The sequence below is a fragment of the Photobacterium phosphoreum genome, from assembly GCF_002954725.1.
GTDB classification, from domain to species: domain Bacteria; phylum Pseudomonadota; class Gammaproteobacteria; order Enterobacterales; family Vibrionaceae; genus Photobacterium; species Photobacterium phosphoreum.
The window spans coordinates 2,377,331-2,394,128 of sequence record NZ_MSCQ01000001.1 but is presented as its reverse complement, the minus strand read 5'-3'; the positions used below and the strand labels follow the sequence as shown (position 1 = coordinate 2,394,128).

Sequence of the window (16,798 nt, the reverse complement as noted above, 5' to 3'; positions counted from 1 at the left end):
CATGAATGGCTTGGCAGGGATAAACAAGGTTGTTGTGATTGGACTTGGTATGACAGGTCTATCGGTGGTTAACCATTTAGTACGATTACCGCAATCACTGGACATTAAAGTGATTGATACCCGTGATAACCCGCCAGGCCAAGACCAATTGCCCGCTGGCGTTGATTTATGTGCCGGGCTGTGGAATCTGCAATGGTTACTCGATGCTGACTTGATTGTTGCCAGCCCTGGCATTGCATTAGCAACCCCTGAGTTATTTTTAGCGGCTCAATCTGGGGTTGAGCTGGTGGGAGATATTGAGTTATTTGCTCGTGCCGTTAACAAACCGGTGATCGCGATCACCGGTTCTAATGGCAAAAGTACGGTCACCAGTCTTGTCGGTGAAATGGCTAAAGAAGCCGGTGTTAATGTCGGTGTCGGCGGTAATATTGGTTTTGCAGCGCTAGATATGTTGGCACAAGATCATGATCTTTATGTGTTAGAACTATCAAGTTTTCAGTTAGAAACCACTTCATCGTTAGCGCTTGAAGCTGCAGTATATTTAAATCTGTCAGAAGATCATATGGATCGCTATCCCGGTGGTTTAGCCGATTACAGTAATGCCAAAATGCGTATTTTTGAGCATGCTAAATTAGCTGTCTATAATCGTGACGATCTCGCTACTAAGCCTGATTTTAACGGTAATATGACCAGTTTTGGTTTTGATAATGCTGATTATGGTTTGGTGATGGTTGATGGCGCGGAATGGTTAGCGATTAGTGGCGAACCATTAATGGCTGTCAGTGAGATTGCGTTAGTTGGCCGTCATAACGTCGCCAACTGTTTAGCTGCATTAGCGTTAGCCGATGCGGTTGGCATTGATCGCGTCGCAGCTTGTCAAACAATGCGTCGTTACACAGGTTTAGCCCATCGCTGTCAATTAGCCGTTAATCGCCATGGTGTTAAATGGGTTAATGATTCTAAAGCGACCAACCTTGCCAGCACTGTGGCAGCATTAACCGGTTTGCAATTAGCTGGCAAACTGCATTTATTAATGGGTGGTGATGGTAAAGGCGCTGATTTCAGTGAACTTAAACCGGTTCTGGCTGGCTTAAATGTACAACTTTATTGTTTTGGGCGTGATGGTCATTTATTTAGCGAACTCGTAGAGAACGCGATAAATGTCGACACCATGAGTGAAGCAATGGATCGCGCAGCTGCTACGGCACAAGCTGGCGATATGGTTTTATTATCACCGGCGTGTGCGAGTTGGGATCAATTTGCCAACTTTATGGCACGCGGTGATGCTTTTGTTGAACAAGCCATTCGGCTTCAAGATTCAGTCTCAGGAAATATGTAATGTTTAAAATGGCCCGTAACGGATTATCGGTAATCTCTGGCTGGTTTTTAAAACCCGCCAAACCGATTCTGTATGATCGCCAATTAGTGTGGATCGCAATCGCCTTGATGATTACTGGTTTAGTGATGGTAACGTCAGCATCCATACCTGTCGCTACTCGTCTTACTGGTATGCCTTTCTTCTTTGCGCTACGACATGCGTTCTTTTTAGCCTGTTCGCTAGTGATTGCTGCGATTGTTATGCGGATCCCATTATCGAAATGGGAAAAGTATAGCGTTCCGATGTTGTTAATTTCGATCTTCTTGTTGATCGTCGTATTAGCTATTGGTCATTCGGTCAATGGTGCCGCGCGCTGGATCCCGCTAGGGGTGTTTAACCTTCAACCTGCGGAAGTGGCTAAACTGTCGTTATTTGTGTTCCTCGCCGGTTATTTAGTCCGTAAAAATAATGAAGTGAGAGACAATGTTGTCGGTTTCCTAAAACCTCTTGGCGTTCTCGGTATTATGGGGTTTCTTTTGCTGCAACAGCCTGACTTAGGATCGTTTGTAGTAATGTTTGTCGGTACCATCGGAATGCTCTTTATTGCTGGCGCGCGTTTGTGGCAGTTCTTAGTGATGTTGGCCGCGGCATTTGTTGGCATTGCGATGTTGATCATCTTTGAACCTTATCGTCTGCGACGCGTCACCTCATTTTTAAACCCATGGCAAGATCCTTATGGCAGTGGCTATCAGTTAACTCAATCACTGATGGCATTTGGTCGTGGTGAATGGTTTGGTCAAGGGCTGGGTAATTCGATTCAAAAATTAGCCTATCTTCCAGAAGCCCATACCGACTTTGTATTTGCTGTCTTAGCTGAAGAATTAGGATTAATTGGCGTTATTATCGTTTTAACACTGCTGTTTGCTTTAGTGTTTAAAGCGATCATTATCGGACGTAAATGTCTTGAGGGCGGATTATTATTTGGCGGTTATCTCGCGATTGGGTTTGGTATTTGGTTTGCCTTCCAAACCTTGGTTAACGTTGGCGCGGCCGCGGGTATTGTACCCACTAAAGGCTTAACCTTGCCCTTGATCAGTTATGGTGGTTCGAGTTTATTTATTATGGCTGCTGCGGTGGCGATTTTGATTCGAATTGATTTTGAACAACGGGTTGCGGCTAAATTTTCATCAGAGCATCCTGCTGATGTTGATGATGAAGCATTAGATAATATGGACGTCGCGGTTGAACAAGTCGGCTTGGGTTCTCAAGTACTGGCAACCGCTGCTAATTTACAACTAGAACAAGATAAAAAGCATTCTAATGACAAACAATAAACGTTTATTGGTGATGGCTGGTGGTACTGGTGGTCACGTTTTCCCAGGGCTTGCCGTTGCGCGTAAATTACAACAACAAGGGTGGGAAATCCGCTGGTTAGGTACCGCCGATCGCATGGAAGCGGAATTAGTACCGAAACATGGTATTGATATCGATTTTATTAAAGTCAAAGGCCTACGTGGTAGCGGTATTGTGTCTTTACTCGGCGCACCGTTTAAAATTGTTGGCTCTATTATTCAAGCGCGTAAATACATTAAAGCATGGCAACCGGATGTAGTACTTGGCATGGGGGGCTATGTCAGTGGTCCCGGTGGTGTTGCTGCGTGGTCATTAGGCATTCCGGTGGTATTGCATGAACAAAATGCTGTCGCTGGTTTAACCAATCAATGGTTAGCAAAAATAGCCACTAAAGTGCTGCAAGCTTTTCCTGGTGCATTTAAAGACAAGCAAGTGGTCGGTAATCCCGTCCGTGAAGATGTGACGTTACTGCCCGCGCCAAAGCAACGCTTTACTGAACGAAGTGGTCCGATTCGGGTATTGGTCATGGGGGGCAGTCAAGGGGCGCGTATTTTAAATCAGACCATGCCAGAGGTCGCCGCTATCCTTGGTGAGCACGTGACGATTTGGCATCAGGCGGGTAAAGGTAATCAGCAATCGACGGAACAAGCTTATGCTAAAGAAACCCAAACACCGCATAAAGTGACCGAGTTTATTGATGATGTTGCCGCCGCTTATGGTTGGGCTGATTTGGTGGTTTGCCGTTCAGGTGCGTTAACCGTGTCAGAATTATCGGCAGCTGGTGTGGGTGCTATTTTTATTCCCTTTATGCACAAAGATCGCCAACAAGCATTAAATGCAGAACATTTAGTCGCATGTGGTGCGGCAAAAATGATCGAGCAACCGCAACTAACGGTTGATGGTCTAGCCCAACAAATTAATTTATTAAATCGTATTGCGCTTGAGCATATGGCTTGTGCGGCGCGTAATGCTGCAATCATTGACGCAGACCAACGTGTTGCTGATGTGATCAAATCACTAGCAAAGAATTAAACAGGAACCAAGTGATGAGTAAACTGGATAACCAGCAATTAGCAAAGATTCGAACTATGGTGCCCGAGATGCGCCGAGTCGAACGTATTCACTTTGTTGGTATTGGTGGTGCTGGCATGAGCGGCATCGCAGAAGTATTAGTCAATGAAGGTTATCGTATCAGTGGTTCTGATATTGCACCAAATGCCGTTACTGATCGTTTGACCGAGAAAGGTGCAGAAATCTTTTTTGGTCATGCAGCTGAAAATGTTAATGGCGCGAGTGTGGTGGTCGCATCAACGGCGATTAACAAACAAAACCCAGAGTTATTAGCAGCAACAGAATTACGTATTCCTGTAGTACGTCGCGCTGAAATGTTAGCGGAATTAATGCGCTATCGTCACGGTATTGCGATTGCGGGGACCCACGGTAAAACTACTACAACCGCATTAGCAACTCAGATTTACTCTGAAGCGGGACTTGATCCAACGTTTGTTAATGGTGGTTTAGTGAAAAGTGCGGGTACTAATGCCCGTTTAGGCTGTAGCCGCTATTTAATCGCTGAAGCCGATGAAAGTGATGCGTCGTTTTTACACTTACAGCCAATGGTATGTGTGGTCACTAACATTGAAGCTGATCATATGGATACCTATGGTGGCGACTTTGAAGTACTAAAGCAGACCTTTATTGATTTTATTCATAATCTGCCTTTTTATGGATTAGCAGTAATGTGTATTGATGATCCTGTGGTACGTGAATTATTACCGCGTGTTGGTCGTCCAATGTTGACTTATGGGTTTGCAGAAGATGCTGATGTACGGTTAGTGAATTATACCCAAACCGGTCAACAAGGTCATTTTACGGTGTTACGTAATGATAAACAGGCACTGAATATTACCCTTAATATTCCCGGTAAACACAACGCATTAAATGCGACTGCTGCGATTGCGGTAGCAACCGAAGAAGGCGTCAGTGATGACGCTATCATGCGTGCGTTAGTTGAATTTGAAGGTACGGGTCGTCGTTTTGATCACTTAGGTGAATTTGATACGGGTAATGGTAATGTGATGCTGGTGGATGATTACGGTCATCACCCAAGCGAAGTGGATGTCACTATTCAAGCGGCACGTGCAGGCTGGCCTGATAAACGGTTAGTGATGATATTCCAACCACACCGCTATAGCCGCACCCGTGATTTATATGATGATTTTGCTAATGTGTTGGAACAAGTTGATGTGTTAGTGATGCTTGATGTTTATTCTGCAGGTGAAACCCCAATTGCAGGTGCTGATAGCCGTTCATTGTGTCGCACAATTCGATCTCGCGCTAAAATCGATCCTATTTTTGTGCCCCAAGCCGAGAATTTGCCTGCAATTCTAGCCAATATTATCAAAAATGATGATTTGGTTCTGACACAAGGTGCGGGTGATGTTGGCAAAATAGCTCGCCAGTTAGCTGAGCTGCAGTTGAATATTGCTGCTATGCAGAGTAATGCTTAATAGGTATTGTTTGTTACTGATGGTATCGTAAATATAGATTACTGGTTGTAAATTGGATATTCCATCGCCAGTGATCGCTATTTTTTGCGATTTCTCGACAAATAGATAAATTTATTGTCAGGTTATGCTCGGAAAACGCCTCATGAGTGTTGGAGTGGGTCGAGTTGCTCGGTATAATCGTTCAACTTTGCTCGTTATACCTGACTGAGCGCACCATCATAAAATACCTTTATGGAATGGTTTGGCTCAAATGGTAAGGTAAATAGACACGCGATGACTGAACAAGTCGTAAATAAAGAGCATATATCATCCTCTCCTCGTGGTTTAAAACGTTGGGGTGGATTGGCGTTTTTTCTCTTTGTCATTGGTTTTACGGTTTGGCTTGTCAGTGCTACCAAAGACTGGATGACCGATGCAAACCGATTACCGTTGTCAAATTTAGTGATTCAGGGGCAGTTACATTATCTGACTAAAGATGATGTTCGACAGTCAATTTTACATCTTCATCATCTTGGCACTTTTATGACCCAAGATGTAGATAGTATTCAAGCCTCCGTTGAGGCATTGCCTTGGGTTGCTCAAGCGGCAGTACGTAAACAATGGCCGAATACCATTAAAGTGTTTTTGGTTGAAAATCAACCGATCGCTGAATGGAATGGAACCTATTTAGTTAACCGTGCTGGCAATGTTTTTAAGGCGCCTGCATTACAAGTGGCAGGGTTAGGATTAACTGACCTGATTGGCCCAACAGGCAGTAGCCAAGAAGTTTTAGCTGGACTCAAGGAAATGCGTCCGGTACTGAAAAAAGCGGGTTTTGGGATTGCGTCATTAGCCTTTAATGAACGTCGTGCTTGGCGCGTAATATTAACAAACGGGATTATACTTGAATTAGGGCATGAAGCTCGAATGCAGCGTATAAAGCGTTTTATCGAGATTTATCCTGAGCTCTTAAAGCAGGATAAGCCGATTGATTATGTAGATTTGCGTTATGATACTGGCGCAGCTGTGGGTTGGAAAACAAAACCGGAGCATGATAACCATGTGCCGGGTAAAAAATAAGAGCGTGCACTGATGACTAAGGCTGCAGATAAAAAACTCATAGTTGGTCTTGATATCGGCACTTCCAAAGTTTGTGCTTTGGTTGGGGAGGTCCTACCTGATGGCAATGTTAATGTTATCGGCGTAGGGAGCAGCCCGTCACGCGGAATGGATAAAGGTGGGGTTAATGACCTTGAATCAGTAGTGAAATCAGTTCAGCGTGCTGTTGATCAAGCTGAACTCATGGCTGACTGCCAAATTGGTTCCGTGTGTTTGTCGCTATCAGGTAAACATATTAGTTGCCAAACAGAAAAAGGCATGGTGCCAATTTCTGATAAAGAAGTGACTCAAGATGACGTCGATAATGTTATTCATACGGCGAAATCAGTAAAAATAAGCGATGAGCAACGTACGTTGCATGTGATTCCACAAGAATTTGCGATTGATTACCAAGAAGGGATTAAAAACCCAGTTGGTTTATCAGGTGTTCGTATGGAAGCAAGTGTTCACTTGATCACTTGTCATAACGACATGGCGCGCAACATCGTTAAAGCAGTAGAGCGTTGTGGTTTAACTGTTGATCATTTGATTTTTTCAGGATTAGCAGCAAGCCATGCTGTACTGACCCCAGATGAGCGTGAGCTCGGCGTATGCGTAGTCGATATTGGCGGCGGTACAATGGATCTTGCCATTTGGTCTGGTGGTGCATTACGTCATGCGGAAGTGATTCCCTATGCAGGTAATGCAGTTACTAGTGATATTGCTTATGCATTTGGTACACCGCCGGGTGACGCTGAAGATATTAAAGTGAAATACGGTTGTGCACTGAGTGAATTGGTGAGCAAAGATGCTAAGGTAGATGTACCCAGTGTGGGTGGTCGTCCATCGAGGAGCTTGCAAAGTCAAACACTCGCAGAAGTAATAGAGCCTCGATATAGTGAATTGCTAGGGTTAGTAAATCAAAAATTACTAACCGTACAAGATCAATTGCGAGAGGCTGGTGTTAAACACCACCTAGCAGCGGGCATCGTCCTTACCGGGGGCGCTGCGCAAATGGAAGGTTTAACTGAATGTGCTGAGCGGGTTTTCCGCAATCAAGTACGTATTGGTCAGCCTCTTGATCTGAGTGGATTGACTGACTATGTTCAGGCTCCACCCTATGCTACTGCAGTAGGATTACTGCATTACGGAAAGGATAGTCAATCATTTGATGATCATGCACCAGAGCCGAAACGCTCGGTAACTGGTATATTTTCACGAATCAGTGGTTGGTTCGAAAAGAATTTTTAAACCTGATGCGAACAGGATAACGGAGAGAACAAATGTTTGAACCGATGATGGAAATGTCTGATGAAGCTGTAATTAAGGTCATTGGCGTTGGCGGCGGCGGCGGTAATGCAGTCGATCACATGGTACGTGAGTCTATTGAAGGCGTGCAGTTCATTAGTGTTAATACTGATGCACAAGCTCTTCGTAAAACAAGCGTAAGTACTGTTATTCAAATCGGTGGTGATATCACTAAAGGTTTGGGTGCGGGTGCTAACCCACAAGTGGGCCGTGATTCAGCGTTAGAAGATCGTGAAGCAATCAAGAAAGAGCTAGAAGGCTCTGACATGATCTTCATTGCAGCGGGCATGGGTGGTGGTACCGGTACTGGTGCTGCGCCAATCATTGCTGAAGTAGCGAAAGAGCTTGGTATTCTTACTGTTGCTGTTGTGACTAAACCATTTAGCTTCGAAGGTAAGAAGCGTATGGCATTTGCAGAGCAAGGTATTGATGAGCTTTCTAAGCATGTTGATTCATTAATTACTATTCCTAACGAAAAGCTACTTAAAGTACTTGGTCGTGGTATCACATTACTTGATGCCTTTGCGAAAGCAAACGATGTACTTAAGAATGCAGTTCAAGGTATTGCTGAGCTAATTACTCGCCCTGGCATGATCAACGTCGACTTTGCGGACGTACGTACCGTAATGTCGGAGATGGGTCATGCAATGATGGGTAGCGGTGTTGCTGCTGGTGATGATCGTGCTGAAGAAGCTGCTGAAATGGCAATTTCTAGCCCATTACTAGAAGATATCGATCTAGCTGGCGCGCGTGGTGTTTTAGTTAACATTACTGCTGGTATGGATATGCGTCTTGACGAATTCGAAACTGTGGGTAACACAGTTAAAGCATTCGCTTCTGATAACGCTACCGTGGTTATTGGTACTTCACTTGACCCAGATATGACTGATGAACTACGTGTAACCGTAGTGGCAACAGGCATTGGTAAAGAGTGTAAGCCTGATATCACATTAGTAACGTCATCAAAGCCAGCACCCGTTGTTGCACAGGAAAAACCTGCTGCAATCGCTGAAGAGAAGCCTGTTGAAACTCAACAAGCTAAAGCTCAGGGTGCGGATCATGACTACTTAGATATCCCTGCATTCTTGCGTAAGCAAGCGGACTAAAATAGCCAACATATTGATTGTAGAGCTATTTTAGTTAAGTAAGAGTTGCATCTTTTGTTTCACCACAAAAGGTGCTCTTTTACATCTGCAGTGAATTATTTTGGATATTTTTTAGGTTATGGTATGATAAATGTTCAATTCGCCATGTTGGTGTTGCGAATAGTTTCTATTCACCTAATAAGTTTGCAAGCAAAAGTTTGTTTAACCGTTGAGATATAAAGCAGATGATCAGACAACGTACACTTAAAAGCATTGTGCAGACGACTGGTGTGGGCCTCCACTCTGGACGTAAAGTGACGCTTATCCTGCGTCCTGCAGCCGCAAATACTGGCGTGATTTATCGCCGTACTGACCTTAATCCACCTGTGGATTTCCCTGCAAATGCAGATTCAGTGCGCGATACCATGTTATGTACCGCTCTTGTTAATGAACAAGGCGTGCGCATTTCAACTGTTGAACACTTGAATGCTGCACTAGCCGGTATGGGTATCGATAACGTGATTATCGAAGTTGATGCGCCTGAAATTCCAATTATGGATGGTAGCGCAAGCCCATTTATTTACCTGCTTCAATCAGCAGGTATTGATACCTTAAATTCGCCAAAGCGTTTTTTACGTATTAAAAAGCCTGTTCGCATTGAAGATGGCGACAAGTGGGCGGAACTCGTGCCTTATAACGGTTTCCGTCTCGATTTTGCTATCGACTTTAACCACCCTGCGATTGATTCAGATCAGCAGCGTCTAGTGTTAGATTTTTCAAGCCAGTCTTTTGTTAAAAAGATTAGCCGTGCACGTACTTTCGGTTTCATGCGCGATATCGAATACCTTCAATCACAAAACTTGTGTCTTGGTGGTAGCTTTGATAACGCAATTGTACTGGATGACTACCGTATCCTGAACGATGACGGTTTGCGTTTTGACAATGAACTTGTAACGCACAAAGTATTGGATGCCATTGGCGACCTTTACATGTGTGGTCATAATATCATTGGTGAAATGCGCGCTTATAAATCAGGTCATGCGCTGAACAACCAACTACTGCGTGCAGTATTGGCTGACCAAGAAGCCTATGAGTGGTCAACCTTTGAAGATGAGCGTGAAGTGCCTGTCACTTTTGCTCAACCGGGTATGGTATTGGCGTAAATCACGCAATTGCCTTGTATTAAAAAACGCCGAGCATTTATGTTCGGCGTTTTTGTATCTGTTGGTTGTGATCAACGAGTGCTCTTTTGTGCCAGCTTAGCTAATCGCTCTAAACAGGCTTTGACTTTATCGGGCGCATTGGCTGCTGTTGCTAATAGATGTTGAGCTGCCACATTACTGATCGGCTTTTGAATAATATCGGGAATTTTATCTTGTTTACGAATCGTCACTGCCGCCATAACAGGGTTTACTTTGACTTCAATCTCCTGCAATTTTGGCAATAATTTCTCGCGTAATTTAACTATTAACTGGTAGCGTTCATAGTTAAGTCGCATTGACCATGCTGCCGATGCAGTTTCAATGATCAGCACCCCTTGGCGATAATTACTGACTCGACAATGTTCGGCACAATTTAAATGCGCTTTTACCGCCGTATCAAGCTGGCTCAATGCTGCTGCTCGTTGTTGAATCGACGTTAGACCATCACAGTCGAGCAGGTGAGCAGGGGTTTGTGGACGATGATCTCTCATTATTTTAGTTCCTGAATATTCAACAGAATAAAAATGTTACTTTTGCGAATATGATCTTAATTTTTCACAGATAAACACCATTGCTGTGGCTTTTATCATAGGCGATGACATTAATATGACTTATCATATCAGACATATAGGTTAATATATGTTGAGTGATATGTCTGCCAAGCGTCAGTGACCATGGTGTTTTTTGTGCTGAGATGGCAATAAAGGCAATTAGTTTAGCATTGAGCAAGGTGCTTTTTGTTAGGATAGTAATGTTAGCCCTTGAAAATCGACGATCACGACACAATATCAGATATTACATGTTTTAGGATTAACCTCTTAGTCACCGTTGTGGCGATTCCAGTGGGATAAGGATGGCTTAGGTCCCCCAAGGAATGAAACCCGAATTAAGCGATTCAGCAATAGAAACGCTGATATAACAAAGAGAAACCGGCATCACCATGTTATCAAAACTACTGACTAAAGTTATCGGTAGCCGTAACGACCGCACTCTGCGTCGTATGCGCAAAATTGTTGATCAAATCAATAAGCTAGAACCTCAGTTTGAAAGCCTACAAGATCATGAGCTGCAAGCAAAAACAGCTGAATTTCGTGAGCGTTTAGAGCAAGGCGAAGCGCTAGATCAACTACTACCAGAAGCCTTCGCGACAGTTCGTGAAGCATCAAAACGTGTTTATGGCATGCGTCACTTTGACGTCCAGCTACTTGGCGGTATGGTTTTAAATGACTGTAAAATTGCCGAGATGCGTACTGGTGAGGGTAAAACTCTTACCGCAACATTGCCGTCATACCTAAATGCTTTAACCGGTAAAGGTGTTCACATTGTTACTGTGAACGACTACCTAGCCGCGCGTGATGCTGAAACTAACCGCGAGTTATTTGAATTCCTCGGTATGACTGTCGGTGTTAACGTGCCGAATATGTCACCGCCAGCGAAGAAAGACGCTTACGCGGCGGATATTCTTTACGGTACTAACAACGAATTTGGTTTTGATTACCTGCGCGATAACATGGCGTTCCGACCTGAAGATCGCGTCCAGCGTGAGCGTTTCTTTGCGGTTGTCGATGAAGTTGACTCCATTCTAATTGATGAAGCGCGTACACCGCTGATTATCTCTGGCCCTGCTGAAGATAGCTCAGAAATGTACATTAAGGTGAACCTGCTAATTCCATTGCTAGTGCGTCAAGATAAAGAAGATAGCGCTGATTATCGTGGTGACGGTCACTACACCGTTGATGAAAAATCTAAGCAAGCGCATTTTACCGAAACAGGTCAAGAATTCATTGAAGAATTGTTGATTAAAAATGACATTATGGCAGAGAACGATACCCTGTATTCTCCGGCTAATATCAGTTTATTACACCACGTTAATGCCGGTTTACGTGCGCACGTGTTGTTTGAAAAAGACGTCGATTATATTGTTCAAGATGATGAAGTTATCATTGTTGATGAGCACACTGGCCGTACTATGCCGGGTCGTCGTTGGTCTGAAGGTCTTCACCAAGCTGTTGAAGCGAAAGAAGGCGTTAAGATTCAGAACGAAAACCAAACCTTGGCATCGATTACTTTCCAGAACTACTTCCGTTTATACGAGAAGTTATCTGGTATGACAGGTACTGCTGATACTGAAGCGTTTGAATTCCAATCTATTTATAATTTAGATACGGTAGTGCTACCGACTAACCGTCCAATGGCACGTATTGATAACGGCGATTTAGTCTACATGACTGAAGCTGAGAAATTCGTTGCTATCAGTGAAGATATTTCTGAGCGTGTTAAAAACGGTCAGCCATGTCTTGTGGGTACGGTTTCGATTGAAAAATCTGAGATGCTATCAAACGCGCTTAAAAAAGCCGGTATCAAGCACAACGTACTGAATGCGAAGTTCCACGAAAAAGAAGCGGATATTATCGCTGAAGCGGGTGCACCTGCTTCAGTCACTATCGCAACTAACATGGCCGGTCGTGGTACCGATATCATGTTAGGTGGTTCATGGAAGGCGGATGTTGAAAAACTTAACAATCCAACTGATGAGCAAATCGCAAAAATTCGTGCTGATTGGCAAATTAAGCATGATGCAGTATTAGCATCGGGTGGTTTGCACATTCTTGGTACTGAGCGTCATGAATCGCGTCGTATCGATAACCAGTTACGTGGTCGTGCGGGCCGTCAGGGTGATGCAGGTTCTTCACGCTTCTATCTTTCAATGGAAGATGGCCTAATGCGTATCTTCGCCTCTGATCGTGTTTCTGGCATGATGAAGAAGCTCGGTATGGATGAAGGCGAAGCGATTGAACACCCATGGGTATCAAAAGCTATCGAGAACGCACAACGTAAAGTTGAAGGGCGTAACTTTGATATCCGTAAGCAATTGCTTGAGTTTGATGATGTTGCTAACGATCAACGTCAGGTAGTGTATGAACTACGTGATGAGCTAATGAATGCGAACGATATCAGTGAAATGATTGAGCACAACCGTGAAGACGTGTTGAACGCAATTATTGATAACTACATTCCACAGCAATCGCTAGAAGAAATGTGGGATATCAAAGGCCTAGAAGCGCGTCTAAAAGAAGACTTTGATTTAGAGCTACCGATTAAACAATGGTTAGACACTGAAGATAAGCTTTACGAAGAAGCACTACGTGAACGTATCATTGAGAAAGCGTTTGAGCTTTACCGTGAGAAAGAACAAGTTGTTGGCGCAGAAGTGCTGCGTAACTTTGAAAAAACGGTAATGTTGCAAAACCTAGATACGCTATGGAAAGAACACCTAGCGGCGATGGATCATCTTCGTCAAGGTATTCACCTTCGTGGTTACGCACAAAAGAACCCTAAACAAGAGTACAAGCGCGAGTCGTTTGAACTGTTTGAAGAGATGTTAGATAACTTAAAGAGTGATGTTGTTTCTATCTTAAGTAAGGTACGAGTACAGCAGCAGGAAGAAGTTGATCGTATGGAAGAAGAGCGTCGTCAAATGGCAGAAATGCTAGCACGTCGTCAGCAGTTCCAACATCAAGATGCTGACAATCAAATTGTCGATGAAGCACCTCAAATAGAAGACGATAGCCATCAAGGTACGTTTGAGCGCGAAGAGCGTAAGATCGGCCGTAATGAGCCTTGTCCATGTGGTTCAGGTAAGAAATACAAGCAGTGTCACGGCAAGATCGATTAAGATCACCGTTAAACTGTTATAAAAAAGGTCGCCTTCGAGCGACCTTTTTTTATGGCTGTTATTTTCAGTGTAAGAAACCTACCGTCATTCCCTACAGTGAGGTTACGAACGAGATAGGGAATCTACTATTCATACGCCGTAGCGTTAATATTATTTTTGGTATCTGTTAGGCTCAAGCTCATTGTGAGTAGATCCCGGATAATTTCGTACCTCAATTTCCGGGATGACGGAATAAATTATCCCCCATAAACCTCAATGATCTTCGCCAATACCGCCGCATTCGCCTCAGGGAATGGGTATTGCTCAAGCTCATTAATAGCTACCCATAATCCTGCCTGACCTTCATTACCCCGTGCTTCACCAGTAAATGCGGTGATCGCAAAGAAATCAAACTGTAACGCTTTATCCGGGTAGTCATGCGCAAGGCTGATTAATGGCACGAGTGCAGTTACTTGAATCCCAACTTCTTCGTCAAGCTCACGAATAACCGCTTGTTCAGCGGTTTCATTGGTTTCTACTTTACCGCCGGCAAATTCCCATAGCCCACCTTGATGCGCATTAGCATGACGACGAGTAATAAAAACTCGATCTTGGGCGGGGCTTAAAATGATCCCTGCTGCGATCCAAATTCGTTTTTTAGTCATAACTCAGTCCTTGAATAACATTGAGTGATTAAATATCTAGCCATTAAAAAGGGCGAGCTAATGTGAACATTGACTCGCCCTTAATCAGTAATCGGTTGCTATAGAGCAATGTGAAGCGTTAGTAGCTATCTTCTGACCATACATCGGTATCAGACATGTCTGGCGCACCAGCAATGGCTTTCTCTTCATCTGCCCACTCACCAAGATCAATCAACTGGCAGCGTTTACAGCAGAAAGGACGGTATGGGCTTTGTTCGCCCCAGACCACATCAGTTTTACAGGTTGGGCATTTCACCACGGTTGGTTGAGCTTGTGACATAGTTACCTCAGCAAATAGCTAATTTAAAGTCGATATTAGTTGCCACTGTCGAGCCATCTTCATAAGGTGAAAACCGAATAGAGAAGTGGCTACGATGACCTGATACAACAGGATAAACGCCATAGCTTGCATCGATTTCAATGCGAAGTAAACACGATAAGCTGGCATCATTTTGGAAAAAACCATTATGTGCCGATTGTGGTTGGTATTGTGCGGATTGACGGATCAAATGAAGCCATAGGTTTAATGCTTGATCGATTTCTGCCAGTTGATCGATCCATGCTTGGGTGGTTTGTTGACGCTCTTCAAGCGGCTGTTGACGCCAGTAATGCAGTGCTGGGAGATCAAAACTACAAGTGCCGCCAGGGATTGAGAACCGTTGGCGAATCGAGCTTAGAAAACGATCTTCACGCAGGCTTTGTCCCAAGCGTGGTGCTGCTAATAGGTTTTTCTGAGCATGACTCATACTGTCAAGTAACGACTGAATGGCGGTGGGATCAACGCCGTCGTAATCTAACCATGCTTTTAATTTAGTACTTTGCTTATCAAGTGCTTTAGCAAGGTCAGTTTTAACGGGGATTTGCTCAATCAGTTCTAGCAGATCGAATAAGGCATTAAAGAAAATCGTATATTGCCATGGGTCGCTAAGTTCGCTGCTGTGATGTAACTGTTTAAGTAAGTGTTCTAGGCGCAGATAAATACGCACCTTTTCATTCAGTGGATGTTCATAGCGATGTATTTGCATAACGGAAACCAGTGGAAGCCAAAAAAGAATAATGTGAATGCACGCTGAGCGTTATTTCGCGGCTTGTGCGAGTGCGAGATAATGTTGGTGTAGCTGAGCAACTTGAGTCAACAGTGCCTGATTATCACCATTATTACAAATGATATCATCGGCAGCATCCAGTCGTTGTTGGCGTGATGCTTGCGCTGCAAGAATATTTTTTATTTGCTCAAGCGATACATTATCCCGCTGTTGGGTACGCATTATCTGTGTTTGTTGGTCAACGTCAACCACCAGTAACCGATCGGTTAGGGTTTGAAGGTTATTTTCGACCATTAACGGTACGATCAGTAGGCAATACGGTGATGTAGCACGATCTATGTCGGCTAACATTTGTTCACGAATCAATGGATGCAGCAGTTGATTAAGCCAGTTCTTAAGGTGTGGATCACTAAATATGGCTGCTCTTAGTTGGCTACGATCAAGATTGCCGTCATTTAACAATATGCTATTACCGAATTTTTTAATAATACGGCATAAACCGCGACTGCCAATAGCCACTACATCACGGGCAATAATATCGGCATCGATCAAATCAATGCCATAATCGCCAAATAAATTAGCCACCGTGGTTTTACCACTGCCAATACCGCCGGTTAAGCCAATCACAACTGTCATTAATTAAAATCCTAAATATGAACTAACATACCAATCTAAAATGGGTTGGCCCCATAGCATAGCAATCCAGCCAGCGACAGCAAGGTAGGGTCCAAAAGAGAACGGGGTTTGTTGATCTTGATGCTTGATTCGTAGCATGATAATGCCGCATATCGCACCGACAAGAGACGACAGTAACACCACGAAGGGTAATAATGACCACCCAACCCAAGCGCCAATAGCCGCTAACAGTTTAAAATCACCGTAACCCATGCCATCTTTTTTGGTCAGCAGTTTAAATGCCCAGAATATTGACCACAGCGATAAATAACCTGCCATTGCGCCAATAATGGAATCAGTTAATGAAATAGGGCTGATGCCGAGTAAAGCGAATAAAATACCGCCCCACATTAATGGCAGCGTGATTTGATCGGGCAGTAGCATTTTGTCGATGTCGATAAAGGTTAGCGCGATCAATGCAAAGCTACAGCCGAGTACGGCAACTGCCCACCATGTTGGTGGTAATACTAACGCGACGGTTAAGCTAATAATGGCGGTGAGTAATTCTATCGCAGGATAGCGTTTACTGATTGATGCCTGACACGCGCGACATTTGCCTTTTAACACTAGCCAGCTAATGACAGGAATGTTTTCCAGTGCACTAATGGCATGATTGCAATGGGGGCAGCGCGAACGGGGCACACTTAAATTAAAGGGGGTATCGGTATCATTAGGTTGAGGGTGATCCAGCTCTGGAAAACAATCATGGCATTCTTGACGCCATTGACGCTCCATCATGATCGGTAATCGATAAATCACCACATTAAGAAAGCTGCCGATTAATAAACCAAACAGGGTTGCAAATAACGGGTACAGCCACGGGTAATAACTCAATACAGCCATCAATTACTCTCTAAAAAAAGAA

General features: G+C 43.9%; 15 protein-coding genes. 9 read left to right on the top strand and 6 right to left on the bottom strand.

Features of this window, described 5'->3' with window-relative positions; all coding sequences use genetic code 11:
• The first annotated feature begins 1 nt into the window (after window position 1).
• The 8 genes from murD (at window position 2) to lpxC (ending at window position 9,814) form a co-directional block, all read left to right on the top strand.
• A complete protein-coding gene (murD, locus tag BTO21_RS10475) occupies window positions 2-1,339 on the top strand; it encodes a UDP-N-acetylmuramoyl-L-alanine--D-glutamate ligase (RefSeq protein ID WP_045028103.1) in 1,338 nt (445 codons plus the stop codon).
• Window positions 1,339-2,652, top strand: coding sequence for a cell division protein FtsW (gene ftsW, locus BTO21_RS10470; RefSeq protein ID WP_045028102.1), 1,314 nt, complete (start codon window positions 1,339-1,341; stop codon window positions 2,650-2,652). The genes murD and ftsW overlap by 1 nt, the downstream gene beginning before the upstream one ends.
• Window positions 2,639-3,703, top strand: a complete 1,065-nt coding sequence (gene murG / locus BTO21_RS10465) for an undecaprenyldiphospho-muramoylpentapeptide beta-N-acetylglucosaminyltransferase (RefSeq protein WP_045028100.1) — start codon at window positions 2,639-2,641, stop codon at window positions 3,701-3,703. The genes ftsW and murG overlap by 14 nt, the downstream gene beginning before the upstream one ends.
• A gap of 14 nt (window positions 3,704-3,717) precedes the next feature.
• Entirely contained in the window at window positions 3,718-5,181 is a 1,464-nt protein-coding gene (gene murC / locus BTO21_RS10460; protein WP_045028098.1) for a UDP-N-acetylmuramate--L-alanine ligase, read from the top strand.
• Between the two features lie 273 nt (window positions 5,182-5,454).
• Complete coding sequence (locus BTO21_RS10455; RefSeq protein ID WP_045028097.1) at window positions 5,455-6,240, top strand: cell division protein FtsQ/DivIB; 786 nt, start codon at window positions 5,455-5,457, stop codon at window positions 6,238-6,240.
• A 12-nt stretch (window positions 6,241-6,252) separates the two neighbouring features.
• Entirely contained in the window at window positions 6,253-7,509 is a 1,257-nt protein-coding gene (gene ftsA, locus BTO21_RS10450) for a cell division protein FtsA (RefSeq protein ID WP_045028095.1), read from the top strand.
• Window positions 7,510-7,541: 32 nt separating this feature from the next.
• Complete coding sequence (gene ftsZ / locus BTO21_RS10445; protein ID WP_045028094.1) at window positions 7,542-8,672, top strand: cell division protein FtsZ; 1,131 nt, start codon at window positions 7,542-7,544, stop codon at window positions 8,670-8,672.
• A 224-nt stretch (window positions 8,673-8,896) separates the two neighbouring features.
• On the top strand, window positions 8,897-9,814 hold the full coding sequence (gene lpxC / locus BTO21_RS10440; protein WP_045028092.1) for a UDP-3-O-acyl-N-acetylglucosamine deacetylase: 918 nt from the start codon (window positions 8,897-8,899) through the stop codon (window positions 9,812-9,814).
• Between the two features lie 71 nt (window positions 9,815-9,885).
• Here the strand turns inward: lpxC and BTO21_RS10435 are convergent, their stop codons facing one another.
• Window positions 9,886-10,344 carry a DUF721 domain-containing protein gene (locus BTO21_RS10435; RefSeq protein WP_045028090.1) on the bottom strand — a complete coding sequence of 153 codons (459 nt, stop codon included), beginning with the start codon at window positions 10,342-10,344 and terminating at the stop codon, window positions 9,886-9,888.
• Window positions 10,345-10,793: 449 nt separating this feature from the next.
• Here BTO21_RS10435 and secA point away from each other — a divergent pair, with 449 nt between their 5' ends.
• Window positions 10,794-13,529: a preprotein translocase subunit SecA gene (secA, locus tag BTO21_RS10430; RefSeq protein ID WP_045028088.1), complete on the top strand. Its 2,736-nt coding sequence runs from the start codon at window positions 10,794-10,796 to the stop codon at window positions 13,527-13,529.
• 236 nt (window positions 13,530-13,765) lie between these two features.
• Here the strand turns inward: secA and mutT are convergent, their stop codons facing one another.
• From mutT to BTO21_RS10405, 5 genes are all read right to left on the bottom strand, one after another.
• The gene (mutT, locus tag BTO21_RS10425; RefSeq protein ID WP_045028086.1) at window positions 13,766-14,173 is read right to left on the bottom strand and encodes an 8-oxo-dGTP diphosphatase MutT; all 408 of its coding nucleotides are present in this window, start codon (window positions 14,171-14,173) and stop codon (window positions 13,766-13,768) included.
• A gap of 118 nt (window positions 14,174-14,291) precedes the next feature.
• Window positions 14,292-14,492 carry a DNA gyrase inhibitor YacG gene (yacG, locus tag BTO21_RS10420; RefSeq protein ID WP_045028085.1) on the bottom strand — a complete coding sequence of 67 codons (201 nt, stop codon included), beginning with the start codon at window positions 14,490-14,492 and terminating at the stop codon, window positions 14,292-14,294.
• A 7-nt stretch (window positions 14,493-14,499) separates the two neighbouring features.
• A complete protein-coding gene (zapD, locus tag BTO21_RS10415; RefSeq protein ID WP_105026792.1) occupies window positions 14,500-15,237 on the bottom strand; it encodes a cell division protein ZapD in 738 nt (245 codons plus the stop codon).
• Window positions 15,238-15,288: 51 nt separating this feature from the next.
• Window positions 15,289-15,894 (bottom strand): dephospho-CoA kinase, encoded by a 606-nt coding sequence (gene coaE, locus BTO21_RS10410; protein WP_045028083.1) that lies wholly within the window; start codon window positions 15,892-15,894, stop codon window positions 15,289-15,291.
• A gap of 3 nt (window positions 15,895-15,897) precedes the next feature.
• Entirely contained in the window at window positions 15,898-16,776 is an 879-nt protein-coding gene (locus BTO21_RS10405) for a prepilin peptidase (protein ID WP_045028081.1), read from the bottom strand.
• Between the last annotated feature and the right edge of the window lie 22 nt (window positions 16,777-16,798).